This is a genomic window from Ectobacillus ponti, from assembly GCF_024294785.1.
GTDB classification, from domain to species: Bacteria; Bacillota; Bacilli; order Bacillales; family Bacillaceae_G; genus Ectobacillus; species Ectobacillus ponti.
Genome location: NZ_JANCLT010000001.1, coordinates 38,554 through 64,165, shown reverse-complemented (window position 1 = coordinate 64,165; position 25,612 = coordinate 38,554). Strand labels below are relative to the sequence as shown.

Here is a 25,612-nt window from a genome sequence, read left to right as displayed (position 1 = left end):
TGGGTTCTATACTAGTATGTGCGGCGGCGGCAGCCGAGAACGGGAACCATGCTTTATTTTGTAAGATATTCGTATACAAAGTCCTCTACCATTTCATGCAGATCTGCAGCAGGCTCCTTTGCATGAAGCTCTTGAATCTGCAAGGCCAATTCATCGCAATCCCCGGGAGATATAGTGTCACAGTGATATTGCTGCAGACAATGTACAATCATTTTCTTTATAAATACGGCATGCATTAGATCCGCTCCTCTTTTTCTCATCCCCTCTATTATTTTTCTTTTTGGAACAGCTTGCAAGGAAGGAGAAGCAGCCATTATCTGAAAAAAAAGAAAAAACTTATAAATATTTAATTGACGTCATAAATATACAATAATATAATGGGAACTACATTTGATAAACAGAGCGGAGGGAACATATGAAAACGGCGATTATCGGAGCGACAGGGTATGGCGGTATAGAGCTGCTTCGGCTTTTAATGCATCACCCGGTTCTGAAGGTTTCTTCTATTCACTCATTCTCGCAGACCGGTGAGGCAATTTGCGCGCAATATCCGCATCTGCAATCCTTCATGCATGCTTCCTTGCAGGAAATTAACATAGATGCAATCTCGGAAACAAGCGAACTTGTATTCTTGGCTACACCGCCCGGCGTATCTAGGGAGCTCACCCCGCAGCTGCGCCGGCGCGGCCTGAAGGTAGTTGATTTATCCGGGGATTTCCGTATGAAGGAGCCGGAAGTCTACGAGAAATGGTATAAGCGTCCGGCTCCGGCAGCAGACCAGCTGCAGCAGGCAGTGTACGGGCTGACAGAGTGGAAGCGGGAAGAAGTGGGGCGGGCCGATTTGATTGCCAACCCGGGCTGCTATGCAACAGCCACTTTGCTGGCGGCGGCGCCGCTGATGCGGGAGGGCATCATTGATGAACGGACATTGATTGTTGATGCAAAATCAGGTGTATCAGGCGCCGGAAAATCTCCAAATGCCATGACCCATTTTCCTGAAATTCATGACAATCTGAAAATCTATAAGGTGCATGAGCATCAGCATGTTCCGGAAATTGAACAGATGCTGCTTGAGTGGAATACAGCTGCAAAGCCCATTACCTTCAGCACGCATCTCATCCCCATTACCCGCGGCATTATGGTCACGATGTATGCACAGGCAAAGGATGAGGCGGCTGCCCGGAAAATCACGGAACTATACAAACAGTCGTATGACGATGCAGCCTTCGTCCGGGTGCGGGAGGGCACGTATCCAAGTCCAAAGGAAGTATGCGGCTCCAATTTCTGTGATATTGGCGCGGGCTATGATGAGCGCACGGGACGGCTGACCGTTGTTTCTGTTATTGATAATTTGATGAAGGGTGCAGCCGGCCAGGCTGTGCAGAATGCGAACGTGCGCCTCGGTCTGGATGAGCAGACAGGCTTGCAGTTTGTGCCTTTGTACCCATAAGAGGAGGATATAAAACAATGATTGATACAGCATTATGCGTAAACGTGGCAAGCGGCAGTATTGTAACGCCGAAGGGCTTCACGGCAACAGGAATTCACGCGGGCATCCGCAAAAAGCGCAAGGATTTGGGAGCCATTCTGTGTGAAGTGCCGGCAAGCTGCGCTGCTGTGTATACGCTGAATCAGGTGCAGGCGGCTCCAATTGTGGTGACAAAGGACAGCATTTCCGCGTATCACAAGCTGCAGGCAATTGTGGTCAACAGCGGCAATGCCAATGCCTGCACGGGGGAAAAGGGAGAACAGGACGCTTACGAAATGCGCCGCCTGACAGCTGAGCAGTTCGGAATTGAAGAAAGCATGGTGGCGGTGGCTTCTACAGGCGTGATCGGCCAGCTGCTGCCAATGTCCGCTGTACGGGCCGGCATCGTGCAGCTTGAGCCGGATAAGGAGGACGGAGAGTCCTTCTACGAAGCGATTCTGACAACAGATCTTGTCACGAAGCGTGCATGCTACCAAACTACAATCAACGGCCAGACAGTAACAATTGCGGGAGCGGCAAAGGGCTCCGGCATGATCCATCCGAACATGGCGACAATGCTTGGGTTCGTGACAACAGATGCGAACATTGACAGCGCAGTGCTGCAGGCGGCCTTGTCCAAGATTACGGATGTAACGTTCAACCAAATCACCGTGGACGGAGAAACATCCACAAATGATATGGTGGTTGTTATGGCGAGCGGATTGGCCGGAAACGAGGCGCTGACGCCGGAGCATCCGGAGTGGGAGAAGTTCTACCAGGCACTGCAGCTGACATGCCGGGATTTGGCGAAGCTGATTGCCAAGGATGGCGAGGGAGCCACCAAGCTGATTGAAGTGCGGGTGGACGGTGCGGTTTCTGCCGAGAGCGCCCGGATGGCGGCGAAGAAGGTGGTTGGTTCTGCACTCGTAAAGACAGCGGTGCATGGCGAAGATGCGAACTGGGGCCGTATTATCAGCGCGCTGGGGCACAGCGAGGCGCCGATGGACCCGCGCAAGGTGGATATTGCCATCGGGCCGATTACCGTGCTCAAGCAAAGCGAGCCGCAGCCGTTTTCTGAGGAAGAGGCAACGCGCTATCTGCAGGGAGATACCATTGTGATTCACGTGAATTTAAATGTAGGGACGGCAAGCGGAATGGCCTGGGGCTGCGACTTAAGCTACGATTACGTCAAAATCAACGCTTGCTACCGCACATAAGGGGAATCGGGATGAAAGAGATTTTGGTGGTAAAATGCGGCGGCAGTATTTTGGCCCGGCTGGGAACAGCCTTCTTTCAAAGCCTGCGGGGATTGCAGCAGGACTATCAGCTTGTCGTGGTGCATGGCGGCGGACCGGAAATTGATGAACTGCTGCAGCTTCGCGGCATTCCGGTGGAGAAGAAAAATGGTTTGCGGGTGACATCGGCTGAGGTGCTGGAGGCTGTACAAATGTCGCTTTGCGGGCTGGTGAATAAGCAGCTGACAGCAAAGCTGAAGCAGCATGGCATGCCGGCCTTCGGCATGGCCGGATGCGACGGGGATTTGCTTCTGGCGCGCCAGCTGGACGAAGAGCTGGGCTTTGTAGGAGAAGTAGTGAGCGTGAATGCCGGCCTGTTGCACAGCCTGATTGGAAAAGGCCTTGTCCCTGTCATTGCACCGGTTGGCATCGACGAAGCAGGACAGCTGTACAACATTAACGGGGATACGGCTGCAGGAGCGGTGGCTTCCGCGCTTGGCGCCAAGCAGCTGCTCTTTGTGACGGATGTTCCGGGCGTATTGCAGGATGGCAAAATGATTGAGACCGCGGACAAAGCGCTTCTTGACAGTCTTATAGAACAGGAAGTGATTACGGGCGGAATGATTCCAAAGGTGCAGGCAGCCGTTGCTTCCCTTCAGGGAGATGTCGAGAGGGTTGTCATTGTGGATGGATTGCGGGGATTTATTCAGGATGGCTGTATGCAAGGAACAGCCGTAACAAAGGGAGTGAACGTATGAGCAGCTTATTTCCAAACTATGGCCGTTGGGATGTGGAGATCGTGTCCGGCGAGGGGACGATGGTAACAGACGCACAGGGCAAACAGTACCTGGACTTTGTATCAGGTATTGCGGTCAGCAACCTGGGCCACAGCCATCCGGCGGTGCTGCGGGCTGTGCAGGAGCAGCTGCAAAAGGTATGGCATGTATCCAACCTGTTTCAGAACTCGCTGCAGGAGGAAGCAGCCTCTTTGCTGGTGCAGCATAGCGATGGACAGCGTGTGTTCTTCTGCAACAGCGGCGCCGAAGCGAATGAAGCTGCCATCAAGCTGGCGCGGAAGTTCACCGGCCGCCACAAAATCATTACGTTCCGGCAGTCCTTCCATGGCCGTACGTTTGCGACCATGAGCGCTACTGGACAAGAAAAAATCCACAGCGGCTTCGGTCCGCTTCTGTCAGAATTCGTATATCTTCCGTACAACGATGTTGCGGCGCTGCAGGAAGCCATGAGCGGCGAAGTGGCGGCTGTCCTTGTGGAGGCCGTACAGGGCGAAGGCGGCGTGCTGCCGGCGGAAGCGGATTTCATGAAAGCCATTGAAGCCTTGTGCCGCGAGCATGGCGCGCTGTTCATGATCGATGAAGTGCAGACCGGGATCGGCCGTACAGGCAAGCCGTTTGCGTATCAGCACTATGGTGTGTCGCCCGATATTATTACAGCAGCAAAAGCGCTTGGCAACGGTATTCCGGTCGGGGCGATGATTGGAAAGGAAGCACTTGCCACAGCATTCGGTCCTGGGGTACACGGTTCCACCTTTGGCGGCAATATGACCGCCATGGCAGCGGCGAAAGCTGTGCTGCAAACCGTATTCCAAGAGGAGTTTTTAGCGGAGACAGCGGCAAAAGGCGAGCTGCTGCTGGAGCTGCTGAAGGAGCTGGAGCAGCTGCCGTTTGTAACAGAGGTACGAGGCAAAGGATTGATGCTCGGTGTTGTGTGTACACAAGAGGTTGCCCCGTGGGTAACAGCCCTGCGTCAGGCCGGTCTGCTTGTGCTGAACGCAGGTCCGAATGTCATCCGTCTGCTGCCGCCGCTGACCGTGACAAAGGAAGAGCTGGAGAAGGCAGCAGCCATTATGAAGCATGTGCTGACGAAGGAAAGTGCCGTCGCGCAGTGAAATAGAGAGGGGAGAATGCGGTGAGCGCCGTTTCATATAAAAAACCAGTAAAATTAAATACAAAGGATGTTTTATCTCTAGAGGAGTTGAGCTCCGAAGAGGTTGTGGCTTTGGTGCAGTATGCAGTTGAACTGAAGCAGCTGCATTTGTCCGGCCAAAACCCTCCGCTTCTGGAGGGAAAGGTTTTGGGGATGATTTTCGATAAAAGCTCTACGCGCACCCGTGTCTCCTTTGAGGCAGGCATGCTGCAGCTCGGCGGACACGGCATGTTCTTAAGCGGCAAGGAGCTGCAGCTCGGCCGCGGCGAGACAGTGGAGGATACAGCGAAGGTGCTGTCCCAATATATTGATGCCATTATGATTCGTACGTTTGAGCATGAAAAGGTGGCAGAGCTTGCCAAGCATGCAACCATTCCAATTATTAACGGGCTGACAGACGGGCATCATCCATGCCAGGCGCTGGCCGATCTGATGACGGTTTATGAGGAAAAAGGAACCTTCCATGGTGTGAAGCTTGTCTATGTCGGCGATGGCAACAATGTATGCCACTCCTTATTGATCGGCGGCGCGAAGGTGGGGCTGCACGTGACAGCGGCTTGTCCGGCAGGCTATCAGCCAAGCGAAGAGGTTGTGCGTACAGCACAGGCGATTGCGGCCGGCACCGGCGCAGTGATTGAAGTGGTGGAAGACCCGGCGCTTGCGGTGCAGGGGGCAGACTTCATCTACACAGATGTATGGACCAGCATGGGGCAGGAGGAAGAGACAAAGCAGCGCTTGGCTGCCTTTGCTTCTTATCAGGTCAACGATACGCTTGTACAGGCGGCGCAGCCGGACTATAAGTTCCTGCATTGCCTTCCTGCCCACCGCGGCGAGGAAGTGACGGCAGCCATTATTGATGGCCCGCAATCCGTGGTGTTCCAGCAGGCCGGAAACCGCCTGCATGCCCAGAAGGCATTGCTGGCAAGCTTGTTGGCAGGAGAGACAATCTGAACAGATTGTCTTTTTTTGTTGGAAATTAGGCATTTATATTCTCTTGTTGAACATTATACCGTATAATCATATATAATAAGGGTTTGGTAAAGCTAAAGAGACAAATGATATAAGATGATTACGGGAGAGATGAATACGTGAAAAAAAGGAAGAAGTACAGCGTAGCGCATCGCATCCAGCGTGCATTCAAGTTGAATTTCTATAAACTGTTTCGTTCCTCCGGAGGTGCGCGCAAGGTGGCGCTCGGGTTTGCTATTGGATTTGGACTGGAAATGATTGTGCTGTCAACGGCCTCACTCGTGTACTTGGTGTTTTATCCCGCGGTCCGCTTGTCCGGCGGCTCACTGCCGGCTGCGGTGATTGGCAACGTAGTTGGCAAGCTGACGTTCCTTCCGGTCGTACTTCTTCCCGTTGCGCATGCGATCGGCAAGCTGCTGATTCCGTTCCGTGTTCACGGGAGGCCTCATATACCGCATGAGCACTCCTTCTGGGAGCTGCTGTCCGGAAATCCGATGCTGGTCATTAAGGATGTGCTGCAGAGCGGCTTATACACGCTGGTCGGCATGTCAATCATCGGGGCTGTGCTTGGTACGATTTCTTATTTTGTAGTGCACTATCTGTATGAGAAAGAACGGCAGAGGCGGCTTGAGAAGCGGAAAGGGCGGGCGCAGGCAGCTGTCCTGCGTGCCTGACAGACAGAATTCCTATTCAGGAGTTCTGTTTTTTTTATGCCACCCCTCTCGCTCTCGCATATGGTAAAGGAGAGAGGAGGAGGGATATATGTATTGGTATAATCCGATGATGCCAAGCTGGGCTGCTCCGCCGTACAGCATGCCGGTCCGCCAGCTGCCGCTTGCACCGCCTGTTCCCCGCATTGAGCAGGTGCAGCCGTACTTAACCACATGGCCATACTCCAACATTTACTACGGCAATTACTATGATTCCTGAACAGAAAACCCCGGCCGCTTCTATAGCCGGGGTTTTTGCTTGTCTGTTTTTCTTACTTGGCTTGAACAATCTGTAAATCTGGAATGAAGGTCCGCATATGCTTCACAACTGCGGCATACTGTGCCGGTGCATCCGGATACTGTTCCTTCGTCACGTTTTCCAGCGGAAGCACGCGATAGCCGTGCGCTTGCTTGGAATAGTTCAGTGTCGGCAGGAAGGAAGGATTGGCCACCGTCACGTGTCCGGCGGCGTCCTTGTTCACCTGTATATTCATAACGCCGCCGAACCAGGTGGTCTGATTCTCTTGTCCTGCCAGGAAGTTGCCGAGCGAGTAGGCCACAAAGGTTTGCTGGCCATTCTTTCCGGTCAAAAAGGCCGGCGGCTGAAGGACGTGCGGATGATGCCCGAATATAATCGTGACGCCCAAATCGGTTAAATACTGGGCCAGACTCTGCTGCTCGGTATTCGGCATGGTTTCAAATTCAGTGCCAAAGTGCAGCATCACAACAACAGCGTCAGACAGCTGCTTTGCCTTCGCCACGTCCCGCTTCATGCGCTCCCGGTCAATATAGTTCACCAAATAGGGCTGCGGCGAGCGGATGCCGTTCGTGCCAAAGGTATAGGCTAATACGGAGAAGGTGATGCCGTTTTTCGTAAAGGTCCGGATGTTCTCCCGGTCTGCTTCTGACTCAAATGTGCCTGTATGAAGCAAGCCGAGCTTGTTCCAATAGGCAATGGAGTTCCGCAGTGCCTTTTCGCCCCGGTCCAGCGCATGGTTGTTGGCTGTGCCAATGACATCAAACCCGGTATCCTTCAGTGCATCGGCGATTTCAACCGGACTGTTGAAGGAAGGATAGGTGGACAGGCCAAGCTCGGCACCGCCGACAACGGATTCTTGGTTTACAAATGCAGCATCTGCCGGCTCAATGTATGGCTTCATGCTGGCGAGCATCGGTTTGAAATCATAGGAGGTGCCTGTTTTGGCATCATTGTATACTCTGTCGTGAATCAGTACATCGCCGACCGCTGTCAGGCGGACAGTGTGCCCTGCAGGCTTCTCCGGTTGCGCTTGCGGTGCGGGGGGCTTGGCCCCTTTTGCGGGAGAGGGTGTCTCCTGCTTGGGAAGCAGCAGCAGGAAAGCAATCCCGACAGCCGCCAGGAAGAGAAGGATGATGAGTGCAATGCGAGTTTTCATAGATGGAACCCCTTCTGTATGTATAAAATGAATGATGGATAGAGCCATGAAGATGCACAGCATCTTCATGGCTCCTTAGAGCTTGTAGGACAACAGGCTTTGTACAAATGCATCAGCAATGCGCGCGTATCCGGCATCATTTGGATGAACGCCGTCATACAGCAGTTCCTTGGCGTCATTTGGAATCAGTTTGCGCACAGGCAGCACAATGGCCGGGTTGTATGTGTCCGCGGCAGTGCGGATGGTTTTGTTCCAGCCGTCCAGGAACAAGCTGGCATAGGAGGAAATGGAGTCCTCCAGCTGCAGCGGGTTGTACAGCTCGGATAATACGAGGACCGCATCTTTGTTCTCGGCTCGGATTGTCAAAAGGATATGCTCCAGGTCTGCCTGAAACTTCTTCTTTTCCTGGTCGAGCATCTTCAATCCTTCCAGGATGCCGAAATTACGGTTCAGCCGCAGCAGATTATTCCCTCCGATGCTGATGGTGATGATATCCGCCTTTTGGAGCTTTTCCTTCACATCTGGACGCTCCAGAAGGCTGATTAAGCCTGTTGTTGTCAAACCGTTTACGGCAATGTTATCAACAATCACTTGCTTCTGCAACTTTGCCTCCAGCTGTTTCGAGGCAATGCCCGCATAGCCGCCTTGCGACGAGCCATAGCCTTTGGCCAGAGAATCACCGATGACAACATGATACAGTGTTTGTTTTGTATGTGTATCCACCCAGCGGACAGGCTTCGCTTTCCCGGCTGCAGCGGTGCGGCTGTCGAACGCAGGTTTGGAGTTGTAGTAGTATAGGAAGGAGCAAGCAAGCAGCAATACCGGCAGGAATAAAAGCAAGAGCTTTTTCATGGAATTTCACTCCTTTCACAGGTACAGACTTCTATTTTAGTATATTCAGAGGCTAAGGGAATTGGTGATGATTGGCCGGATATCCATTTGTATAGAATGCAAAGCGGGCGCTGAAGCATTGGATGGCATGGGGCAACGGGAAGCGCTGCCGGAAGAAAATGAAGGGCTGCGGCGGCTCATTTCTTGTCGTATAATGGTAATAGAAACATAGTCCGTGTAGGGGAGTGAGCAAATTGAGAAAATGGTTGTCTCTTATTCTCATTATTGTCGGTATAGTGCTGATTGGCACAAATGCCTGGAAATGGTGGGATTCGCGGCAGGAGCAAGCGCATGCAGTAACACAAGCATCCACTGTATTGGCCGAAGCAAAGGAGCGTAAGCTGACCCGGGCGGAGTTTCAGCCGCGCAAGAATGAGGAAATCGGGCTGCTCCGCATTCCAAAAATTGATGCAGTGCTGCCGATTGTGGAGGGGACAGACCCGGATGAGCTGAAGAAGGGAGTCGGGCATTTTGCTACAGCGGCGTTTCCCGGAGACAAGGACCAGATTGTTCTCTCCGGCCACCGCGATACGGTTTTCCGCCGATTTGGGGAACTGAAGGAAGGAGACGTCTTTATTGTCGAACTGCCATACGGCACCTTCCGTTATACGATGCAGCGAAGCAAAATCGTGAAGGCGGATGACACAACCGTCATCCAGTCCACAAAGCCGAAAGAAGAGCTGGTGCTGACAACCTGCTATCCGTTTCGTTATGTCGGCTCCGCCCCGGACCGCTATATCATCTATGCCTATCCGGAAGGTTCATAAGCCAGAAGCAATCAGGCTGCTTACATATTTCCCTGTATAATGCACAAAATGGTAAATAAGTACAGGACGCGGGGGTAAGCAGATGAAGCAGACGAAGTCAGTTCCGCCGGAAAACGCGTTTCAAGCGATGCTTGTTATATTTGTTGTTGCCAGTGCCCAAACAGGAATCGGCCTGGCTGTATTTCAACGTTTTGTGTATGCATACGCCAAGCAGGATGCTTGGATTGCCGTAATTGCAGCGGCGCTTTTTGTTCATCTTACGTTGTTTGTGATCCTGCGGACCTTGCGGCGATACGGGACAAAGGATTTATTTGAAATCCATCATGCCGTGTTTGGCAAATGGGCCGGCGGCGCTCTCAACCTTGTTTGGATGATTTACTGCTTTTATGCGCTCTTGATGGTAACAGCCACGTACTATGAGATATTGGCTACTTACTTATTTCCGGAAATCCCGAATTGGTTTGTGAGCGCTTTGCTGATCATCTTGACCGTCTATACAGTAAGCAGCGGCATCCGTGTGATCGTCGGCTTCTGCTTTTTCAGCATCATCATTTCGATCCCGCTGCTCCTGGTGCTGTATCAGATTGTTCCGTATATGGATTTGCGCCATTTTTTCCCGCCATTCGAGGCGGCGCCGATGCAGGTGCTGCGGGCTTCTTATGAAATGTCGCTTTCGCTGGCAGGCTTCGAATTGATTTATTTTTATTACCCGTACATCAAGCCGCAAGAGCAGGCTGGCCGCTATGCGCAAATGGGAGCAGGGCTGACAAATGCCATTTTTTTATTTGTGATTCTGATTTCAATCGGCTTTTTCGGCGGGGGAGACCTATTAAAATCCGCTTGGCCGACCATGAGCTTGTATAAGGTGATCAAGTTTCCGTTCTTGGAGCAGGTGCAGGTGGCGCTGCTTTGTATTTTCATGGCGGCGATCCTTCCCATCCTTTGCCTGTACATATGGAGCCTGACGAAAGGGCTGAAAAAGCAGTTTGGCGTGCCCCAGCGGCAGATGCTGCTGGCCGTGGCCGGGGCTCTGTTTCTCGCGTCGCTTGCCTTTCAAACGCGCCAGCAGATTTATAATACCGGAACCCTATTCAATCGGTTCGCTTTTGTTATGATCTTTATCTATCCGTACGTGCTGTTTGTCCTTTCCTGGATAGTCGGCAAGGTGAAAGAGCGGCAGAAGCGGAGGAAGCAGCCGGGTATAGCGGAAAATAGCGGAGAGTCCATGCCCTTCAAGGGCTGAGCGGGCATCTCCGCTATTTTTGTGCACACAAAATCAGAGGAAAAGGGTGCTGCATTCAGTTTGTCGAAACGTATTGAAAATTCTGCATAAATCACCTAGAATGAAACAAGTACAAGGAGAGGGGGACTTCATATGGCGTTGCTTGGTACAATTGTCAACGGGATTGCGATCATTGCCGGAAGCTTGCTTGGCCTTATTTTCCGCAATGTTTCCGATAAGACAAAGGATACTGTATTGCAGGGAATTGGCTTGTCTGTCATCATTCTTGGCGTCGGAATGGGCCTGAAAAGCCAGGAATTCCTGATTGTCATCGGCAGCTTGGCCGTCGGCTCGGCACTTGGGGAATGGTGGAATTTGGAGGAGAAGCTGAATGAGCTCGGCGCCTGGATTGAGCGCCGTGTCGGCGCAAAGGAAAAGGGCGGCATTGCCAGAGGATTCGTGACAGCGACACTTGTGTATGTGATCGGGGCCATGGCGATTATCGGAGCGCTGGACAGCGGTCTGCGCCATGACCATACGGTTTTATATACAAAATCCATGCTGGATGGAATTTCTGCCATCATCTTTACATCAGCGCTTGGCATCGGGGTGGCCTTCTCGGCTGTGCCTGTATTTATCTATCAGGGCTTGATTGCCCTCGGAGCCGCATTTATTCAGGATGTGGTGCCGAAAGAATTGATGAACAGCATCATCGTTGAATTAACAGCAACAGGCGGCGTCCTGATCACAGCAATTGGGCTGAACATGATTAAGGTGACGGCGATTCGTGTAGCGAATATGCTGCCGAGTTTGTTATTTACCATTATCATTACCGTAATTGTTCACCATGTGTAAAGCACGAAAAGCGGATGTCATCCGCTTTTTCTTTTGCGAGTGCATGTTCTGAGCCCGGATTGCGCATAGTAAGAAGGGTATGTCGGATTTTTAGCGCAAGGGAAGGGATGCTATGTATCAAGCAGTTATGATTGCTGCTGCCATCCTGCTGCTGCCAGTGCCTGCGGCGGCGGGAGTATCTCACCAGCAAATTGAGCAGCACTTCCGGAATCAAGCCGAGCAGGCAGGCATTCCGACAGCAGGGAAAGAACTGGAGGATATCCGCCGGGCTCTGCATGATTGGAAGGAAGCGAAGCGGGAAGAAACCATTGTACAAACTGCCGAGCGCTATGGAATTTCCCGGGACGGAAAGCGGATGGAACAGGTTATTGATGAAATCCGGACCGCAAAGGAACAGCGTCTCGTGCAGGCCGCCCAGCAGGCGGGCATTGCCGTGGACGGGAAAAATGTGCATGAGCTGGCAGAAGAGCTGGAGGCGCATGTGAGGGCAAAATAAAAACGCAGGAGCGCGGAGCTCGTGCGTTTTTATGTTTGGGCCGGTGTTCCAGCTGTTATTTTTGTGTTGGGAGCACACGTGTCAGGTTGGCCATTTCAATAGCGGACACAGCAGCTTCCCAGCCTTTGTTTCCAGCTTTCGTGCCAGAGCGCTCAATTGCCTGTTCAATGCTTTCTGTTGTGACAACCCCGAAGATGACCGGGATGCCCGTCTGCATGGAGACAGCTGCCACACCCTTCGCCACTTCACTGCACACATAATCATAATGGGTAGTTGCGCCGCGGATCACTGTGCCGAGGGTAACAACCGCGTCGTACTTGCCGCTGTCCGCCAGCTTGCGGGCTACCAGCGGCAGCTCGAATGCACCTGGCACCCACGCAACATCCACATGCTCTTCCTCCACACCATGGCGCTTAAACGCATCCAGAGCGCCGCTCAGCAATTTGCTTGTAATAAATTCGTTGAAGCGGGATACAACCACCGCCACCTTTAAGCCTGATCCAACTAAATGTCCTTCAAAAATCATGTGTATTCTCTCCTTTAATGTGCTTGAGTTTGGGTCGTTCAGCTATTTGTGAGCTCTGCCGGCTTGCTCTGTATGTCCTGAAGATGGCGGCTCAAATCGGCAATTGTAATCATCTTTAAATCAAAGCGCTGTGCAACCTCCACAAGGTCCGGCACACGGGCCATTGTGCCGTCTTCATTTAAAATCTCGCAAATGACACCAGCCGGAGAGGCGCCGCACAGCATCGCGAGGTCCACTGCCGCCTCTGTATGTCCCGGGCGCTCGAGAACGCCGCCGGATTTGGCGATGAGCGGGAACATATGCCCCGGCCGCTTAAAGTCGCTGCCTGTTGCTTCCGGACGGAGCATTTCCAAAACGGTCGCCGCCCGTTCATAGGCGCTGATGCCTGTTGTGGTGGAGATATGGTCCACGCTGATGGTGAATGCCGTACCGTGCGCGTCTGTGTTTTCCGCAATCATCGGATGCAGCTGCAGCCGCTTTGCATGTGTTTCCGTGATGGGCACGCAGACAAGTCCGCGTCCGTGCGTTACCATGAAGTTGATGGCTTCCGGGGTGATTCGGTCGGCCAACGCAATAAAGTCTCCTTCATTCTCACGGTCCTCATCATCGCAGACGATGACCACCTTGCCATTTTTCAAATCTTCCAGTGCTGCTTCAATAGAATGAAACATAGGGAGCCCTCCTTATAGATAGCCGTGGTCGCGCAGGAAGCTTTCGGTGAGCGGGCGCTTTGGCGGCTCTTCCCGGCGGGTGAAGCGTTCAATATATTTTCCAATCATGTCGCACTCAATGTTAACAATGTCGCCTGTTCCCTTATGGCCGACAATTGAGTAGCCGACTGTGTGCGGAATCAGGGAAATAGTAATTGATGTGTCATCAAGGCCAAAGATGGTCAGGCTGGTGCCGTCGATGGCGACAGAGCCTTTATAAATGCAATACCGCAGCAGATTCTCCGGCAATTCAATCCGGTAGTACATCGCGTTATCCTGTTTGCGCTTTTCCGCAATTCGGCCGATGCCGTCCACATGGCCGGTCACGAAGTGTCCGCCAAAGCGGCCGCCGGCACCCATGGCCCGTTCCAAATTTACCGAGGAACCGCGCTGCAGGGATTGCAGAGACGTTGCTTTTACGGTTTCGGGCATGACGTCCACTGTGAAGGAGCTTTTGGTGAAAGAAGTCACAGTGAGGCAGACGCCGTTGACGGCAATGCTGTCGCCAAGCTGCACATCGGATAGGATGCGCTCCGCTTTGATCATCATGGCAATGGCTTGTCCGGCCTGCTGCATGCTCATGATGGTGCCCGTTTCTTCAATAATTCCTGTAAACATACACACACCTCCCTGAATCTAACATGACGAAAGCCCCGCGGAAACGTTCCGGGGGCTGCGGGAGACGGTGCTTTCAGCTGCATAACGGCATAGGAAAAAAGAGTCAATTTCTCTGTGTTTCAAAAATTGACTGCAGTCTGCACACGCAGACAAATCCCGTATGTACTGAAACCAAACATCCTTCTCCCATCCAGACTATACTGTCGGCTCTAGATTCTCACTAGATCCACCGGCTTCCAAAGGAAACGCGGGTCACGGACTTAGAATTGCTTCATCACCGCCGGTTGGGATTTGCACCCGACCCCGAAGGATATTATTTTTTGTCAGTATAGCACACTGTCGGCGGCCCGTAAAAGCAAATGCTCTTGGTATTCTTCTTATATTTGTTATCATAAGTGTTGAGGTGAAAGATTATGCAATCTATTGCAGTCGGCACAGCCGGCATTCTGGGGGCGCTGCTCCGATATGGGCTGGGCCTGCTTCTTCCGTGGACGGGAGGATTTCCTGCAGCCACTTTTTCCGCCAATATGCTCGGCAGCTTTCTGCTGGCATTTCTGACAAGCTGGCTGTTCCGGAGCGGGCGCCTGTCTCCGCAGCTTGTCGCCGGAATTGGCACAGGATTTATTGGTTCCTTCACGACGTTTTCGACTTTCAGCATGGAGATGGTGCGCCTGCTGGAGAGCGGGGAGGCGGGGAATGCGGCTGCATACGGACTGGGCAGTGCCGCAGGCGGCCTGCTGCTCGCTTATGCGGGCTGGCAGACGGGAGAAGTGCTGGCGGCAAGGAGGCAACGGGTATGACGGCATTGTTGGTGGCTGCCGGTGGCTTTTGCGGCGCAATCGTCCGTTTCTGGATTTCTTCTGTATGGAAAGCGCGGTATCGTGGGAGCTTTCCCTTTGCCACCCTGTTCATTAATGTAACAGGTGCGTTTTTGCTCGGGCTGCTGTGGGGAGCGCGTGCAGGGGAGGAAGTGCTGCTGCTGTGCGGAACTGGCTTTATGGGGGCGTACACAACATTTTCCACAATGAAGCTGGAAACCGTTCAGCTGCTGCAGCAGAAAAGGCTGCTGTCATTCGGCTTGTATTTGCTCGTTACATACTGTCTGGGGATCGCCCTTGCCTTTCTTGGATATGAAACAGGCGCCCTCTTGTGAAGGCGCCTGTTCCTTTATTCCTTTGTTTCGGGCTCAGGCGCGCGGACAACGGATTGAAACACGCCTTTATGGGCTCCGTTGCAAAACGGCATGTTTGTGGAACGGCCGCAGCGGCAGAGCGAAAAGGATGGTTTGACAGGAAACGGGTTGCCGGCCCCGTCAACCAATTCCACTTCTCCTGTAACGCGCAGGGATCCATTATCATTGACTTTAATTTGTACTTTTGCCATACAGCTTCCTCCTTTGAATTGCATCTGTTTGTTCCAGAACGATGGAGATTAGACCGTTCGCTTTGGAATCATATTATGAAAGACGAAAACGAAATAGAAGACAAGGTGATGATGATGACCAAAAAACTGAACACGATCCGCAATATTGCCAAGGACAGAAAATGGGTTTCCTTCCTATACGACAATCATCCATACAGCCTTCTTCATCAATCCGTTGCCGGAATGGGAGAAGAAGAACAGCCGGAGTGGCTGCTGCAGGATGAAATGACCTTTGAAATGCAGGGATTTGCCAGCCTCGAAGCTGCGGTGCAATGGCTGTCCGAGCACATGGCGGATATTACGGACATTCTTGCCTAAAGCACATATTGCTGCAGGAAGCGGTCCACCGCTTCCTCATATGCTTCTTTATTCTCGGCATAAGACAAGGCATGGCCGCCCTTTTCCGGCAAAAACAGCATCTTCGGGCCCTTCTTCTGCTCATACAGCTCTTCTGTCATCCGGCAGGAGATATAATCATCCTCCTGGCTGTGGATAAACAAAACGGGCTTTTGAATATGGCGGACACAGCGGATGGGCGAAACGTCCTGCACCTTATAGCCGTCCCGCAGCTTTAAAATCAGGTTGGCCAGCGGCAGCAGCGGCTTCTCCGGCAGCTTAAACTCCACCTGCAGCCTGTGCGACAGCTGCTCGTAGAAGTCTGAGAACGGGCAATCCGCGATGTAAAAGTCTGCTCCATCCTCCACTTCCCCGGCATACTGCAGCAGAGTCGCCGCTCCCATGGATTCCCCGTGAATGCCGATCACGCTTTCTTCGCCAAAGCGTTGGCGGAGCCAGTGCATGACGGCCTGCAGGTCATACTTTTCGTAGTACCCGTAGCTGGTGGTGGAACCGCCTGACTGCCCATGCCGGCGGTGGTCATACAGAAACACGCTGAAGCCCCGTTGCAGGAACAGGCGGCTGTACTTGACAGAATTCCACTTGTTCACCGTTACACCGTGGCAGAATACCATGATGCGGTCCGGCCGCGGACCCGGCATGTACCAGCCGTGGATGTCATATCCGAACGGGGAAGAAATCCATGCCTCCTCTTTTGGCTGTGCATCCAGCTCCTTTGGGTCAAAGTGCACGCCTGCTTCTCTTGCCAAAATTTCTTCGTCCGTCTTCTTTTTTATGTACATCATCTTGTTGGTAAAGAAATAACCGATTCCAAGCAGCAGCAGAACTGCCGCTCCGAGTGCTTTCCATAGCGTGCGCATCCTTACCCCTCCATCTGGTCGCTGCTTCCATTGTAGCACAGCTGTATGCAGCAGGAAAAAGGGAGATGGCCGTAATGACGGTAAAATTTTGCCGCCTTTTTCAGAGAAAACAGAAAAGTCCCCTTGACGCATTCTGTCGTTTCTCTTACGGTAAATATGTAAACCATTCCATGGAGGTGAAGCCAATGGCGACCATCCGCGATGTCGCAAAGCTGGCCGGTGTATCCGTTGCAACCGTATCCCGTGTATTGAATAAAAAAGGCTATGTCCATGAGGACACCGTCAAGCAAGTGGAGCAAGCCATCGAACAGCTGCACTATAAACCGAACGCTGTAGCAAAATCCCTTTTCAAGAAATCCTCCACCATGATCGCACTCCTTGTCACTGATTTTCAGGAACCATCCTTCTTGCCGATTCTGACGGCTGTGGAACAAGCAGCCTGCCGGGAGGGCTACCAGACAATTGTATGTAACATCACCCACGACATCAGCTATCTGGATACCCTGCTGCAAAATCATACAGCCGGCTACATTTTAAGCCGGAGCGCCTTCAGGCTGGCTGGAAACAGGCTGGCGGAGGCTCCGTATGTTGTGATTGACGGAGATTCGGGGCATGCTGTGCAGAGCGATGAATACGGAAGCGCCCGGCAGGCTGTAGAGTGGCTGCTGTCCCGGCAGGCCAAATTTCTGGCCTGTGTATATGAAGAGGAAAACAGCACAGCACTGGAAGAGCGTGTATCCGGTGTTTGCAATACGGCAGAGGCAAATGGCCTCTCTTATCGTCTTGTGCCTGCCGGGGCTGGACAATCGGAGCAAGTGACTGCGGCTCTCCTGGCTGCCGCGCCTTATATTGACAGTGTTGTAGCCTGCAATGAAGGGGCAACTGCGGGTGTGCTGCGCGCCGCTCGGGGGAGGGGACTGGCGGTGCCGGAGCAGCTCCATGTGATTGCGCTTCACCAGAGCGCTGATTGCCCGTCCAGTGCTGCTTCCGGCAGGCAAAAGGGAGAGGCTGCCGCCCGGATGCTGCTCAAGCGCCTGACAACAGGGCAGGCACCTTCTTATACAAGCTCTCTGCCTCCGCAGCTGACGCATTCCTGACACCCCGCAGCTGCGGGGTGTTTTTTTGTATGGGGACAGACAACATGAGCGGGCTGCCGCTTACACATAAAGCAGGAGGGGAGGCCATGAAGGTCGGAGAGATTATTGACCGCCTGAACAAGCATGAGTCCTTGTCGTTGCTGGCAAAGAAGGTTGGGCTGGCTCCATACGTTTTGTCCAAAAGGCTCCGGATGCTTGGGTATGAATATGACAAGGAGAAGAAGCGGCAGGTGTTTGTCGGGGAAGGGGAAGAGCCGCGGGAGCGCAGCATTTTGGAGGAGGTGAAGCCGCGCCCGGCAGCTGTGAACTATGAGGAGCTCATGTACGAGGAGCTGCGTGCCATTCGGATGCTGCTTGAAGCAAGGCCGTCTGCAGCTAAGGAGCAGCAGGAGGAGGGCAGCAAGAAACGGCGGTCCTTTTCTTTGCCGGAGGACCTGTTGATCCGTCTGGATTTGGCAGCGAAGCGGCAGGGCCTGCAGAAATCCCGCATTGTCGAGCAGGCGCTGCGCGAGTGGCTGCAGCGGGAATAAAAACAAGCCAAGACGGCATGTCCTGGCTTGTTTATTGTTAGTTCAGCCTTGTCATGCGCCCTTCCACTTGGACGTTGATCGGGCCATTTGCCTTTTGTACATACTCGACAAGGGCATCTAAATCGATCGGTCCCGCAGTCATGCCCTGGCCGTTCTTGAAGATGGTAAACCCGTCGCCTCCTGTGGCGATGAATGCATTCGCGCCTACTGTGTATACACCAGTTTCCGTAATCGGTGTGCCGTCCGCAAGCGTTGCGCTCACGATTTTTTGGCCATAAGGCTTGCTGTTGTCCCATGTGTACTTCAGACCGGAGATTTGCAGCATGCGTACCTTAGTTGGGTCAGCCCATTGCTGGTTCAACACCCCGATGATATCTTTTCCTGTTAAAGTGAACTTCATCAGCTGATTGTTGAATGGCTGAATGCCGTACAGTTCGCCCCAAGTAATCGGGCCTGCGTCCAAATCAAGACGGATGCCGCCCGGATTCATGAAGGCAATTTGCGTGCCCGTGGCAGCGCGCTGCGCATCTGCAATCAGGTTGCCCAGAGAAGATTCGCCGGCATTAGATTGCGTCCGTGTCAAGGCAGTGGCGGATTCCCCGACCACCCGTTCAACCAACGGCTTAACCCGTTCTTTATAGCCGTCCACCATCGCTTTAATTTCCGGATCCGGCTGGATGGCGTCGCGGTATGTTGGAATCACTTCGGCCTTCTTTTGGATAATGTCACGTGTTTTTCGGTCAATGCGAAGATCCACATCTGCAAATGCAGCGCCATAGGAGTAAGCTTGTACGACAAGCTTGTTATTGATTGTATCGCTGATTAGCTTATGGTTGTGCGCACCGAAGATGACATCGACCTCAGGGTCTGTCTGTTGTGCCAGGCGGACAATATCGCCGGTTGTTGTGCCGTCTTTTGTTTCCCCTGGGTTATGCGCCAGCACAACAATGGATTTTACGCCCATCCGCTTCAGCATTGCGCTGTATTTGTTAATGGCTGCAACCTCATCTGTAAACTTCACGTTCTCAATTGCGGATGCAAGGACAATGCTCTTTGTTTCTGTTGTCACCACACCAATAAACCCGATTGGAACGCCCTGCACCATTTTAATGGTGAAGGCAGGGAGAAGGAGCTTGCCAGTCTTTTTATCTACTACATTGGCAGCTACATAAGGGAAGTCTGCTCCCTTGAAATTTCCTGTTGCCGGATGGTAGCCTCCGTAAATCAAACGCTTCAGTTCACTTACACCCTCATCAAACTCATGGTTGCCCAGTGTGCCGACGTCAAAGCCCAATGTGTTCAGAATGTTGATTGTCGGCTCGTCCTGCAGCAGGGCGGAAACAGGCGGGCTTCCTCCCACAGCGTCACCGGCATGCACCAGCAGGGTATTGCGGTTTTGCTTTTCATGCTCACGCAGGTAAGCAGCCAGATAATCAGCGCCGCCGGCTTCCCGGCCGTTAATCTTGGTCACTGTATCCAGCTGGCCATGAAAGTCATTGATGCCAAGCAGTTGTACGTCTACGTAATGGCCGCGGTCGCCGGGTTCCCCAAATGGATTGGCCGCCAAAACAGATGACATGGTGAGGGCGCCTGCAAGGGCAGCCGCTGGAATCACCTTTTTCCACATATCATTTCCCCCTATCTCTATCATGTTCCCTTCTTACGGTTTCATTGTAATAGATTAGGAGACAGGATTCTACATAATTTTGCATTCTTAAAAATATTTACAATTGTTTTTCTTTTATTGTTGCAGCATAATAGAAGGTTATCTCGCTTAACGCTTTCTCCAAATGGTGAAACAGAAAGCGTATGGTATAATAAAGCTGGTAAAAAAGGAGGGGTTTGCAATGGCAAAGAAAAAGAAGCAGGCCATGCCGGCGCCGAAGGCTGAGAAGGAAAAGAGCAGCCTGGCGGATGTGCTGAACCAGGACTTGGTGAAGCAGCTGAAGCAAAAGCAGAAGGAGCTGCAGGAACGCGATGAAAAGAAACAGCAGGAGGAGCTGGAGCGCAAAAAGCGCGAAGCCCGGGAGCGCGAGAAAAATAAATCCTTTGAAGAGCTGTTGAACGAAAGCGGCTTATCCTGGCGCGAATTCAAATAAGCCGCATCGGGAGCAGTCATTTCCTTTGACTTTTCTTCCATATTCTTGGTTAAATGAAAAAGAAATTGGTTTCATGATGAAGGAGGAAGCAAAATGACTGCTCCAGTAATTACGCTGAATAACGGCTTGCAAATGCCGGTGGTGGGTCTTGGTGTATGGAAGGCAAAGGATGGCGAGGAAGTAAAGACAGCAGTGAAGGCGGCGCTGGCTGCCGGATACCGGTCTATCGACACGGCTGCCGTATACCAAAACGAATCAGGTGTCGGCGAAGCCATCCGTGAGTCCGGTGTGCCGCGTGAAGAGCTGTTCATCACGACAAAGGTATGGAACAGCGACCAGGGCTATGAATCAACGCTGCAGGCATTTGAGACAAGCCTGGAAAAGCTTGGGCTCGACTATGTGGACTTGTATCTCGTGCACTGGCCGGTGAAGGGGAAGTACATTGATACATACCGTGCATTGGAAAAGCTGTATGCGGACGGACGCGTGCGCGCCATCGGCGTATCCAATTTCCATATCCACCATCTGGAAGACTTAATGGCCCATACATCTGTGGTGCCGGCAGTCAACCAAATTGAACTGCATCCCCGCCTGTCTCAAACGGAAATCCGCTCCTTCTGCCAGCAGCACGGCATTGCCGTAGAGGCCTGGAGCCCGCTGATGCAGGGCGGCGGCATTTTCGAGAATGAAACACTCCGTGCGATTGCCGAAAAGCATGGCAAGACACCTGCACAGGTTGTGCTGCGCTGGGATATTCAAAGCGGCATTGTGACCATTCCAAAGTCTGTGACGCCATCCCGCATTCAGGAAAACTTGAACATCTTCGACTTTGAGCTGTCTGCCGAAGAGATGGCGCAAATCGATGCCTTGAATGAGAACCGCCGCGTCGGCGCAGATCCTGACAACTTCAATTTCTAAAAACGGGAGCGCTTGCATAAGCGCTTTTCGTTTTTCTGATGCTAATGGCGAGGTGATAGCATGCATGATGTAAAGGCAACGACTGTATTACGCAACGGCATTCATATGCCGTGGTTCGGCCTTGGTGTATGGAAGGCTGCAGAGGGAGAAGAGGTGAAGCGGGCGGTGCGCACTGCTCTTGAGGCAGGCTATGTATCCATTGACACGGCGGCGGTGTATGAAAACGAAGCTGGAGTGGGGGAGGCCATTCGGGAGTCCGGCATGTCCCGGGAGGAGTTGTTCCTCACAACCAAGGTGTGGAACGACGATCAAGGCTACGAGGAAACGCTGCGCGCCTTTGAGGAAAGCCGGCGCAAGCTGGGGACAGACTATGTGGACCTATACCTGATCCACTGGCCGGTGCGCGGCAAATATGCAGAAACATACCGCGCCCTGGAGAAGCTGTGCGAGGAGGGCTATGTCCGTGCCATTGGCGTTTCCAACTTCCATCAGCACCATCTCGAGGAACTGCTGGCCCACTGCCAAATCCCGCCGATGGTGAATCAGGTGGAGCTGCATCCGATGCTGGCGCAGCAGGAGCTGCGGGAGTATTGTAAGAAGCAGGGGATTCAGGTGGAGGCCTGGAGCCCGCTGATGCGTGGCGGCGAAATTTTTGAGCACGAAACCATCCGGGATATTGCCGGGAAGCATGGGAAAACGCCGGCGCAGGTCGTGCTGCGCTGGGATTTGCAAAGCGGCATTGTGACCATTCCCAAGTCTGTGACACCGGCGCGTATCGTGGAAAACAGCCGTATTTTTGACTTTGAGCTGTCGGCTGGGGACATGGCTCGTATTGATGCGCTCGATTGCGGCAGGCGCGTGGGCACAAACCCGGAGAAGTACGATACAATGTGAGCAAATCAGCCTAATTTTATATAAGCGCGGAACTGCTGCAGATACAACGAAGAAAGTGTCGGATCCAACCTTCCATGCCGAAGACAGAAAGCAAGGGGCTGGCCGGCCCCTTGTCCCATTCAGCGGTGCAATTCATATTTGTCTGCCCTTGTTCCTGCCTGAATCGCCGCGTACTCCTCTTGTGCAAGCGGCTCAGCTTTGCCTGCTGCGGCATTTTGCAGCAGCTGCTCCAGTGAGCTTGCTCCAGGAATGACAGCCGCGACTGTCTGGCTGTGGAGACAATATTGAATGGCGGTCTCGCCAAGCGGCCTGCCGGGAGCAGTTTCCCGGATATGCGGCAGCACCTGCGCCAGCTCCTCGTGGCTGTAGGACAAATAGCCTTTGCCGCCGGAAAGCTTTTGCTCATAGCGGTCTGTCAGCAGCCCCTTGGCCAGCGGTCCGCGTGCGATAACGCTGATGCCGTGCTCCTGCAAAAGCGGAAACCATTCTTCGGGCCGCCGATTTAAAATGCTGTATTCCATCATCACGCTGACAATGCCGGAGCGCTTGGCATACTCGCGAATGACATTTGGCCGGATGGAGGAAATGCCGTAATGGCGGATGATTCCTTCCTTCTTCAGCTCTTCAAACGCCTCAATCGCCTCATCCATATTGTCTTCCATCGTGCCCCCGTGCAGCTGATAGAGATCGATATAGTCTGTGCCAAGCCGGCGCAGGCTTTCCTTCACTTCCTCTTTGATATAAGCCTTTGATGGGTCCCAATACCAGCTGTCCTTCGCTTCTGTCCAGCGGTTGCCGACCTTTGTCGCCAATATCGCCTGATCGCGCCGCCCCTTTAGGGCTTTGCCCACGAATGCCTCATTCATGCCGTAATCATACAAGTCAGCAGTGTCCAAATAGTTGATGCCCTGTTCCAAAGCAGCGTGGATGAGGGACACCGCATGCTGCTCGTCCGTGCCCAGCGACATGCAGCCGAGCCCGACCTCACTGACGTACAGGTCAGATGTTCCCAGTTGTCGTTTCTTCATAAAAACGCCTCCTTTTCCCATATTGTAAGGGGTGAGGGAGAAGAAAGACAAATGCTTTACTTGGAGGCCGAGGCCGCTTCCATCCATTCTGCCACAGTCTTGTAGGCTTTGCTGTATTCTCTCAGCTTGTTTCGAATCTCCCATGCTTTTCCCGCCATGACAATGCGATTCGGAAAGACATATATTTTCATCCCGCGCTCCTCCTTAGCAGATTGTGGTAGAATGTATGTGACAGGCTGCGCAAATAGAACGAGGAGTTGAATGGGCATGAGCAAATTTGAAGAAAAAACACTTTCGACACAGCCGGTGCTGAATGGCCGCGTCATTCAGGTGCGTGTGGATGAGGTGCTGCTGCCGAACGGCGCGGTAAGCAAGCGGGAACTGGTCAAGCATCCGGGTGCGGTTGCGGTCATTGCGGTGACAGAGGAAGGGAAGCTGATTCTTGTGGAGCAATACCGCAAGGCAATGGAGAAGCTTCTGGTGGAAATTCCGGCCGGCAAGCTGGAGCCGGGCGAAGCACCCGAGGCAACAGCTGTGCGTGAACTGGAAGAGGAAACAGGATACGGGTGCGACGAGATGAAGCTGATCGCCTCCTTCTATACATCACCGGGCTTTGCTGATGAGCTTGTGTACTTGTATGAGGCTGTCGGACTGCGGAAGCTGGAGCAGAAGGCCGATTTGGATGAGGATGAGTTCGTGGAGCTGCTGGAGGTAACGCTTGAGGAGGCGCAGGAGCTGGTTCAGGCACAGCGCATCCACGATGCGAAGACACTTTTGGCCATTCAGCATCTGCAGCTGAAAAACCGATAAGCGCAGCTTATCGGTTTTCGTCTGTTTTGGCATATACACTTGTATGGCGCAGCTCGTTTGTATCAGGAGCCAGCCGGTCGTTGCGCAGCACGCCTTCCAGGGCAAAGCCCAGCTTGGCCGCCAGGCTGCAGGCCGCTTCGTTCAGAGAATCACAGCGGATCTCCAACCGCTTGGCTCTGAGCTTGAAGAAGGCGAACTGGACGGCCCCGCGCACCGCTTCCTCCATATATCCTTTTCTTGTATAACGGCTGTGTGTCCAAAAACGCAGTTCAAACTTTGGGATATCCCAGTTTGTCGGGATAAGGGAAATCGCCCCAAGCAATTGGCCGCTGTCCTTTTCATAGATGTGAAAGGAGAGCTGCTCCCGCAGCAAAAAACGCGCATGCTCCTCCCGCACGAGCTGTTCGGCCTGTTCTTCAGAGCTGATCTGTTCCGGAATGGGAAGCCAAGGACGCAGATGGCTGACGGACTCGCGCACAGCCTCATACAGTTCCGCCCCATCGCCGGGAAACGGCTTGCGTACTTGCAATCTCTCTGTTTGGAACATGGCTGGGAAATCAAGCAGCAAAATACTCATTATGTACCCCCTTATGCAGCAGTATATTCGTCTGGACACCGGGCGCCCGATCCTGCTTTTCTTCAAGTGTATCAAAGGTAAAGTCCTTTTTTCAATGTATTTAGGCGGAGATTTTCCTTGCTTGTGCGGGCGGAACGAGCCGGTTTCGCTTTTCTTGGTGTCCAGCTGCACCGGCTAGCCCACTGCCAGGGAGGTTCTGACACCATAAAAGGCAAAAAGCGCCTTTTAGGTGTCAGAACCTCCCTTCGGATGGCTAAACGGGCTGCTTTCGCTTTTCTTGATGTCCAGCTGCAGCAGCCAGCCATCTGCCAGGGAGGTTTTGACACCATAAAAGGCAAAAGCGCCTTTTAGGTGTCAAAACCTCCCTTCGGATGGCTAAACGGGCTGCTTTCGCTTTTCGTGGCATACTCTCTTATCTCTTTCATAGAATCTAGTAGAGGGAAAGGAAGGAGAGCGGAGTATGAGGAAAATGTCCTGGCGGGATCGCGCGGCTCAGCATATACAGGAAAATATGTCACTCTATTTGTTCGTGTCTGTACTGCTGCTGATGGGAGTCATCTTTGGCGCAGTGCTTGTCAATAGCTTGCAGGATAGCCAGAAGCAAGACTTATATTTCTACTTAAACCGTTTTTTTGGACAAGTGTCGGAGGGGAAGTTTGCAGATGGGGGGGAGATGTTCCGGCAAAGCTACTTCTCCCATTTGAAATATATTGGGTTTCTATGGATTCTTGGCATCTCCATCATTGGGCTGCCGATTATTTTCATTCTGTTGTTTGCCAAAGGGGTCATGGTCGGCTTTACGGTTGGTTTCTTGGTGCATCAGCTTGGCTGGAACGGCTTCCTGCTCGCATTTGTATCCGTCCTGCCGCAAAACTTGATTATGATTCCGGCTGTTATTGTCATGACGACGATTGCCGTCAGCTTTTCGCTGCGCATGATCCGGCATCAATTCATCCGCCGGCTGCATGAACCGCTGCTTCCGTTGTTTGCACGCTATACCATTTGCTTTTGTATAGTCGGACTGGCCGCCGCGCTTGCCTCTGGGGTGGAAGCTTACATGTCGCCAGCGCTGATGAAAAATGTAATTGAAGTTATTAAACAAAAATAATTATTATATAAAAGCAATTTTTAGCTGACTTTTATTATTTCCTTTTGACACACTCCCTTCTTTTGATATAATGGTAGAAGAGT

At 52.6% G+C, this 25,612-nt stretch carries 33 protein-coding genes, 1 pseudogene and 1 riboswitch; of the genes and pseudogenes, 22 read left to right on the top strand and 12 right to left on the bottom strand.

Annotation, left to right across the window (positions count from 1 at the left end; translation table 11 throughout):
• Positions 1-53 precede the first annotated feature (53 nt).
• A complete protein-coding gene (locus tag NK662_RS23715; RefSeq protein ID WP_368736043.1) occupies positions 54-236 on the bottom strand; it encodes a YqzH family protein in 183 nt (60 codons plus the stop codon).
• A gap of 179 nt (positions 237-415) precedes the next feature.
• Between NK662_RS23715 and argC the strand changes: the two genes are divergently transcribed.
• The 7 genes from argC (at position 416) to NK662_RS00365 (ending at position 6,549) form a co-directional block, all read left to right on the top strand.
• Positions 416-1,450 carry an N-acetyl-gamma-glutamyl-phosphate reductase gene (gene argC / locus NK662_RS00395; protein ID WP_254756231.1) on the top strand — a complete coding sequence of 345 codons (1,035 nt, stop codon included), beginning with the start codon at positions 416-418 and terminating at the stop codon, positions 1,448-1,450.
• Positions 1,451-1,467: 17 nt separating this feature from the next.
• On the top strand, positions 1,468-2,685 hold the full coding sequence (argJ, locus tag NK662_RS00390; protein WP_254756229.1) for a bifunctional glutamate N-acetyltransferase/amino-acid acetyltransferase ArgJ: 1,218 nt from the start codon (positions 1,468-1,470) through the stop codon (positions 2,683-2,685).
• An 11-nt stretch (positions 2,686-2,696) separates the two neighbouring features.
• On the top strand, positions 2,697-3,461 hold the full coding sequence (gene argB / locus NK662_RS00385; RefSeq protein WP_254756227.1) for an acetylglutamate kinase: 765 nt from the start codon (positions 2,697-2,699) through the stop codon (positions 3,459-3,461).
• Positions 3,458-4,612, top strand: coding sequence for an acetylornithine transaminase (argD, locus tag NK662_RS00380; protein WP_254756225.1), 1,155 nt, complete (start codon positions 3,458-3,460; stop codon positions 4,610-4,612). The genes argB and argD overlap by 4 nt, the downstream gene beginning before the upstream one ends.
• A 20-nt stretch (positions 4,613-4,632) precedes the next feature.
• Complete coding sequence (gene argF / locus NK662_RS00375; protein WP_254756223.1) at positions 4,633-5,601, top strand: ornithine carbamoyltransferase; 969 nt, start codon at positions 4,633-4,635, stop codon at positions 5,599-5,601.
• Between the two features lie 137 nt (positions 5,602-5,738).
• A complete protein-coding gene (locus tag NK662_RS00370) occupies positions 5,739-6,293 on the top strand; it encodes a DUF2062 domain-containing protein (RefSeq protein WP_254756221.1) in 555 nt (184 codons plus the stop codon).
• Between the two features lie 88 nt (positions 6,294-6,381).
• Positions 6,382-6,549: a hypothetical protein gene (locus NK662_RS00365; protein WP_254756219.1), complete on the top strand. Its 168-nt coding sequence runs from the start codon at positions 6,382-6,384 to the stop codon at positions 6,547-6,549.
• Positions 6,550-6,601: 52 nt separating this feature from the next.
• Here the strand turns inward: NK662_RS00365 and NK662_RS00360 are convergent, their stop codons facing one another.
• Together NK662_RS00360 and NK662_RS00355 are read right to left on the bottom strand one after the other, a co-directional pair.
• The gene (locus tag NK662_RS00360) at positions 6,602-7,744 is read right to left on the bottom strand and encodes a CapA family protein (RefSeq protein ID WP_254756217.1); all 1,143 of its coding nucleotides are present in this window, start codon (positions 7,742-7,744) and stop codon (positions 6,602-6,604) included.
• 75 nt (positions 7,745-7,819) lie between these two features.
• Positions 7,820-8,596 carry a GDSL-type esterase/lipase family protein gene (locus NK662_RS00355; RefSeq protein ID WP_254756215.1) on the bottom strand — a complete coding sequence of 259 codons (777 nt, stop codon included), beginning with the start codon at positions 8,594-8,596 and terminating at the stop codon, positions 7,820-7,822.
• 67 nt (positions 8,597-8,663) lie between these two features.
• On the opposite strand from NK662_RS00355, the gene NK662_RS00350 reads away from it, so the two are divergent.
• The 5 genes from NK662_RS00350 (at position 8,664) to NK662_RS00330 (ending at position 11,975) form a co-directional block, all read left to right on the top strand.
• Positions 8,664-8,807, top strand: a complete 144-nt coding sequence (locus tag NK662_RS00350; RefSeq protein ID WP_254756213.1) for a hypothetical protein — start codon at positions 8,664-8,666, stop codon at positions 8,805-8,807.
• Between the two features lie 22 nt (positions 8,808-8,829).
• Entirely contained in the window at positions 8,830-9,402 is a 573-nt protein-coding gene (gene srtD / locus NK662_RS00345) for a class D sortase, LPxTATN-specific (protein ID WP_254756211.1), read from the top strand.
• A gap of 82 nt (positions 9,403-9,484) precedes the next feature.
• A complete protein-coding gene (locus tag NK662_RS00340) occupies positions 9,485-10,645 on the top strand; it encodes a GerAB/ArcD/ProY family transporter (protein WP_254756209.1) in 1,161 nt (386 codons plus the stop codon).
• A 132-nt stretch (positions 10,646-10,777) separates the two neighbouring features.
• A complete protein-coding gene (locus tag NK662_RS00335; protein WP_254756207.1) occupies positions 10,778-11,479 on the top strand; it encodes a DUF554 domain-containing protein in 702 nt (233 codons plus the stop codon).
• 112 nt (positions 11,480-11,591) lie between these two features.
• Positions 11,592-11,975 (top strand): hypothetical protein, encoded by a 384-nt coding sequence (locus NK662_RS00330; protein ID WP_254756205.1) that lies wholly within the window; start codon positions 11,592-11,594, stop codon positions 11,973-11,975.
• Positions 11,976-12,030: 55 nt separating this feature from the next.
• Here the strand turns inward: NK662_RS00330 and ribH are convergent, their stop codons facing one another.
• From ribH to ribE, 3 genes and pseudogenes are all read right to left on the bottom strand, one after another.
• Entirely contained in the window at positions 12,031-12,501 is a 471-nt protein-coding gene (ribH, locus tag NK662_RS00325) for a 6,7-dimethyl-8-ribityllumazine synthase (protein WP_254756203.1), read from the bottom strand.
• Between the two features lie 47 nt (positions 12,502-12,548).
• Positions 12,549-13,172, bottom strand: a pseudogene (ribB, locus tag NK662_RS00320) (3,4-dihydroxy-2-butanone-4-phosphate synthase); the annotation flags it as partial.
• Positions 13,173-13,184: 12 nt separating this feature from the next.
• Positions 13,185-13,829, bottom strand: a complete 645-nt coding sequence (gene ribE, locus NK662_RS00315) for a riboflavin synthase (RefSeq protein WP_254756201.1) — start codon at positions 13,827-13,829, stop codon at positions 13,185-13,187.
• 174 nt (positions 13,830-14,003) lie between these two features.
• Positions 14,004-14,144, bottom strand: a riboswitch (FMN riboswitch).
• A gap of 98 nt (positions 14,145-14,242) precedes the next feature.
• Here ribE and NK662_RS00310 point away from each other — a divergent pair.
• On the top strand, positions 14,243-14,629 hold the full coding sequence (locus tag NK662_RS00310; RefSeq protein ID WP_254756199.1) for a fluoride efflux transporter FluC: 387 nt from the start codon (positions 14,243-14,245) through the stop codon (positions 14,627-14,629).
• The gene (gene crcB / locus NK662_RS00305) at positions 14,626-14,982 is read left to right on the top strand and encodes a fluoride efflux transporter CrcB (RefSeq protein WP_254756197.1); all 357 of its coding nucleotides are present in this window, start codon (positions 14,626-14,628) and stop codon (positions 14,980-14,982) included. Before NK662_RS00310 ends, crcB begins: the two co-directional genes overlap by 4 nt.
• 14 nt (positions 14,983-14,996) lie before the next feature.
• Here crcB and NK662_RS00300 read toward each other — a convergent pair whose 3' ends face one another.
• Positions 14,997-15,212, bottom strand: a complete 216-nt coding sequence (locus NK662_RS00300; protein ID WP_438503563.1) for a CDGSH iron-sulfur domain-containing protein — start codon at positions 15,210-15,212, stop codon at positions 14,997-14,999.
• 114 nt (positions 15,213-15,326) lie between these two features.
• Between NK662_RS00300 and NK662_RS00295 the strand changes: the two genes are divergently transcribed.
• Positions 15,327-15,569: a DUF2552 family protein gene (locus tag NK662_RS00295; RefSeq protein ID WP_254757382.1), complete on the top strand. Its 243-nt coding sequence runs from the start codon at positions 15,327-15,329 to the stop codon at positions 15,567-15,569.
• Here the strand turns inward: NK662_RS00295 and NK662_RS00290 are convergent.
• Complete coding sequence (locus NK662_RS00290; RefSeq protein WP_254756193.1) at positions 15,566-16,468, bottom strand: alpha/beta hydrolase; 903 nt, start codon at positions 16,466-16,468, stop codon at positions 15,566-15,568. The genes NK662_RS00295 and NK662_RS00290 overlap by 4 nt on opposite strands.
• 185 nt (positions 16,469-16,653) lie before the next feature.
• Here NK662_RS00290 and NK662_RS00285 point away from each other — a divergent pair, with 185 nt between their 5' ends.
• On the top strand, positions 16,654-17,565 hold the full coding sequence (locus NK662_RS00285) for a LacI family DNA-binding transcriptional regulator (protein WP_254756191.1): 912 nt from the start codon (positions 16,654-16,656) through the stop codon (positions 17,563-17,565).
• An 86-nt stretch (positions 17,566-17,651) separates the two neighbouring features.
• The gene (locus NK662_RS00280; RefSeq protein ID WP_254756190.1) at positions 17,652-18,095 is read left to right on the top strand and encodes a ribbon-helix-helix protein, CopG family; all 444 of its coding nucleotides are present in this window, start codon (positions 17,652-17,654) and stop codon (positions 18,093-18,095) included.
• Between the two features lie 37 nt (positions 18,096-18,132).
• Here NK662_RS00280 and NK662_RS00275 read toward each other — a convergent pair whose 3' ends face one another.
• Complete coding sequence (locus tag NK662_RS00275) at positions 18,133-19,722, bottom strand: bifunctional metallophosphatase/5'-nucleotidase (protein ID WP_254756188.1); 1,590 nt, start codon at positions 19,720-19,722, stop codon at positions 18,133-18,135.
• A 220-nt stretch (positions 19,723-19,942) separates the two neighbouring features.
• Here NK662_RS00275 and NK662_RS00270 point away from each other — a divergent pair, with 220 nt between their 5' ends.
• The 3 genes from NK662_RS00270 (at position 19,943) to NK662_RS00260 (ending at position 22,006) form a co-directional block, all read left to right on the top strand.
• Entirely contained in the window at positions 19,943-20,194 is a 252-nt protein-coding gene (locus NK662_RS00270) for a YqkE family protein (protein ID WP_254756186.1), read from the top strand.
• Positions 20,195-20,287: 93 nt separating this feature from the next.
• Positions 20,288-21,112, top strand: a complete 825-nt coding sequence (locus tag NK662_RS00265) for an aldo/keto reductase (protein ID WP_254756184.1) — start codon at positions 20,288-20,290, stop codon at positions 21,110-21,112.
• A 60-nt stretch (positions 21,113-21,172) separates the two neighbouring features.
• Complete coding sequence (locus NK662_RS00260) at positions 21,173-22,006, top strand: aldo/keto reductase (RefSeq protein WP_254756182.1); 834 nt, start codon at positions 21,173-21,175, stop codon at positions 22,004-22,006.
• Between the two features lie 119 nt (positions 22,007-22,125).
• On the opposite strand, the gene NK662_RS00255 is transcribed toward NK662_RS00260, so the two are convergent.
• Both NK662_RS00255 and mciZ read right to left on the bottom strand, forming a co-directional pair.
• Complete coding sequence (locus NK662_RS00255) at positions 22,126-23,034, bottom strand: aldo/keto reductase (RefSeq protein ID WP_254756180.1); 909 nt, start codon at positions 23,032-23,034, stop codon at positions 22,126-22,128.
• Between the two features lie 56 nt (positions 23,035-23,090).
• Entirely contained in the window at positions 23,091-23,225 is a 135-nt protein-coding gene (gene mciZ, locus NK662_RS00250; protein ID WP_254756178.1) for a Z-ring formation inhibitor MciZ, read from the bottom strand.
• A gap of 76 nt (positions 23,226-23,301) precedes the next feature.
• Between mciZ and NK662_RS00245 the strand changes: the two genes are divergently transcribed.
• Positions 23,302-23,844 (top strand): NUDIX hydrolase, encoded by a 543-nt coding sequence (locus NK662_RS00245; protein ID WP_254756176.1) that lies wholly within the window; start codon positions 23,302-23,304, stop codon positions 23,842-23,844.
• A gap of 7 nt (positions 23,845-23,851) precedes the next feature.
• On the opposite strand, the gene NK662_RS00240 is transcribed toward NK662_RS00245, so the two are convergent.
• Entirely contained in the window at positions 23,852-24,421 is a 570-nt protein-coding gene (locus NK662_RS00240; RefSeq protein ID WP_254756174.1) for a GNAT family N-acetyltransferase, read from the bottom strand.
• A gap of 460 nt (positions 24,422-24,881) precedes the next feature.
• Here NK662_RS00240 and spoIIM point away from each other — a divergent pair, with 460 nt between their 5' ends.
• The gene (spoIIM, locus tag NK662_RS00235) at positions 24,882-25,529 is read left to right on the top strand and encodes a stage II sporulation protein M (RefSeq protein ID WP_254756172.1); all 648 of its coding nucleotides are present in this window, start codon (positions 24,882-24,884) and stop codon (positions 25,527-25,529) included.
• Positions 25,530-25,612 lie beyond the last annotated feature (83 nt).

Bases quoted from the DNA above. Each gene is read 5' to 3' on its own strand.
- ribE (WP_254756201.1), bottom strand. From the start codon at position 13,829: ATGTTTACAGGAATTATTGAAGAAACGGGCACCATCATGAGCATGCAG.
- mciZ (WP_254756178.1), bottom strand. From the start codon at position 23,225: ATGAAAATATATGTCTTTCCGAATCGCATTGTCATGGCGGGAAAAGCA.
- NK662_RS00295 (WP_254757382.1), top strand. From the start codon at position 15,327: ATGACCAAAAAACTGAACACGATCCGCAATATTGCCAAGGACAGAAAA.
- argD (WP_254756225.1), top strand. From the start codon at position 3,458: ATGAGCAGCTTATTTCCAAACTATGGCCGTTGGGATGTGGAGATCGTG.
- NK662_RS00300 (WP_438503563.1), bottom strand. From the start codon at position 15,212: ATGGCAAAAGTACAAATTAAAGTCAATGATAATGGATCCCTGCGCGTT.
- NK662_RS00260 (WP_254756182.1), top strand. From the start codon at position 21,173: ATGCATGATGTAAAGGCAACGACTGTATTACGCAACGGCATTCATATG.
- NK662_RS00335 (WP_254756207.1), top strand. From the start codon at position 10,778: ATGGCGTTGCTTGGTACAATTGTCAACGGGATTGCGATCATTGCCGGA.
- NK662_RS00355 (WP_254756215.1), bottom strand. From the start codon at position 8,596: ATGAAAAAGCTCTTGCTTTTATTCCTGCCGGTATTGCTGCTTGCTTGC.
- NK662_RS00240 (WP_254756174.1), bottom strand. From the start codon at position 24,421: ATGAGTATTTTGCTGCTTGATTTCCCAGCCATGTTCCAAACAGAGAGA.
- NK662_RS00285 (WP_254756191.1), top strand. From the start codon at position 16,654: ATGGCGACCATCCGCGATGTCGCAAAGCTGGCCGGTGTATCCGTTGCA.
- ribH (WP_254756203.1), bottom strand. From the start codon at position 12,501: ATGATTTTTGAAGGACATTTAGTTGGATCAGGCTTAAAGGTGGCGGTG.
- argB (WP_254756227.1), top strand. From the start codon at position 2,697: ATGAAAGAGATTTTGGTGGTAAAATGCGGCGGCAGTATTTTGGCCCGG.
- crcB (WP_254756197.1), top strand. From the start codon at position 14,626: ATGACGGCATTGTTGGTGGCTGCCGGTGGCTTTTGCGGCGCAATCGTC.
- NK662_RS00365 (WP_254756219.1), top strand. From the start codon at position 6,382: ATGTATTGGTATAATCCGATGATGCCAAGCTGGGCTGCTCCGCCGTAC.
- argC (WP_254756231.1), top strand. From the start codon at position 416: ATGAAAACGGCGATTATCGGAGCGACAGGGTATGGCGGTATAGAGCTG.
- NK662_RS00245 (WP_254756176.1), top strand. From the start codon at position 23,302: ATGAGCAAATTTGAAGAAAAAACACTTTCGACACAGCCGGTGCTGAAT.
- NK662_RS00350 (WP_254756213.1), top strand. From the start codon at position 8,664: ATGATTGGCCGGATATCCATTTGTATAGAATGCAAAGCGGGCGCTGAA.
- NK662_RS00310 (WP_254756199.1), top strand. From the start codon at position 14,243: ATGCAATCTATTGCAGTCGGCACAGCCGGCATTCTGGGGGCGCTGCTC.
- NK662_RS00290 (WP_254756193.1), bottom strand. From the start codon at position 16,468: ATGCGCACGCTATGGAAAGCACTCGGAGCGGCAGTTCTGCTGCTGCTT.
- NK662_RS00340 (WP_254756209.1), top strand. From the start codon at position 9,485: ATGAAGCAGACGAAGTCAGTTCCGCCGGAAAACGCGTTTCAAGCGATG.
- NK662_RS00280 (WP_254756190.1), top strand. From the start codon at position 17,652: ATGAAGGTCGGAGAGATTATTGACCGCCTGAACAAGCATGAGTCCTTG.
- NK662_RS00270 (WP_254756186.1), top strand. From the start codon at position 19,943: ATGGCAAAGAAAAAGAAGCAGGCCATGCCGGCGCCGAAGGCTGAGAAG.
- NK662_RS00275 (WP_254756188.1), bottom strand. From the start codon at position 19,722: ATGTGGAAAAAGGTGATTCCAGCGGCTGCCCTTGCAGGCGCCCTCACC.
- NK662_RS00330 (WP_254756205.1), top strand. From the start codon at position 11,592: ATGTATCAAGCAGTTATGATTGCTGCTGCCATCCTGCTGCTGCCAGTG.
- argJ (WP_254756229.1), top strand. From the start codon at position 1,468: ATGATTGATACAGCATTATGCGTAAACGTGGCAAGCGGCAGTATTGTA.
- NK662_RS23715 (WP_368736043.1), bottom strand. From the start codon at position 236: ATGCATGCCGTATTTATAAAGAAAATGATTGTACATTGTCTGCAGCAA.
- NK662_RS00255 (WP_254756180.1), bottom strand. From the start codon at position 23,034: ATGAAGAAACGACAACTGGGAACATCTGACCTGTACGTCAGTGAGGTC.
- NK662_RS00360 (WP_254756217.1), bottom strand. From the start codon at position 7,744: ATGAAAACTCGCATTGCACTCATCATCCTTCTCTTCCTGGCGGCTGTC.
- NK662_RS00265 (WP_254756184.1), top strand. From the start codon at position 20,288: ATGACTGCTCCAGTAATTACGCTGAATAACGGCTTGCAAATGCCGGTG.
- spoIIM (WP_254756172.1), top strand. From the start codon at position 24,882: ATGAGGAAAATGTCCTGGCGGGATCGCGCGGCTCAGCATATACAGGAA.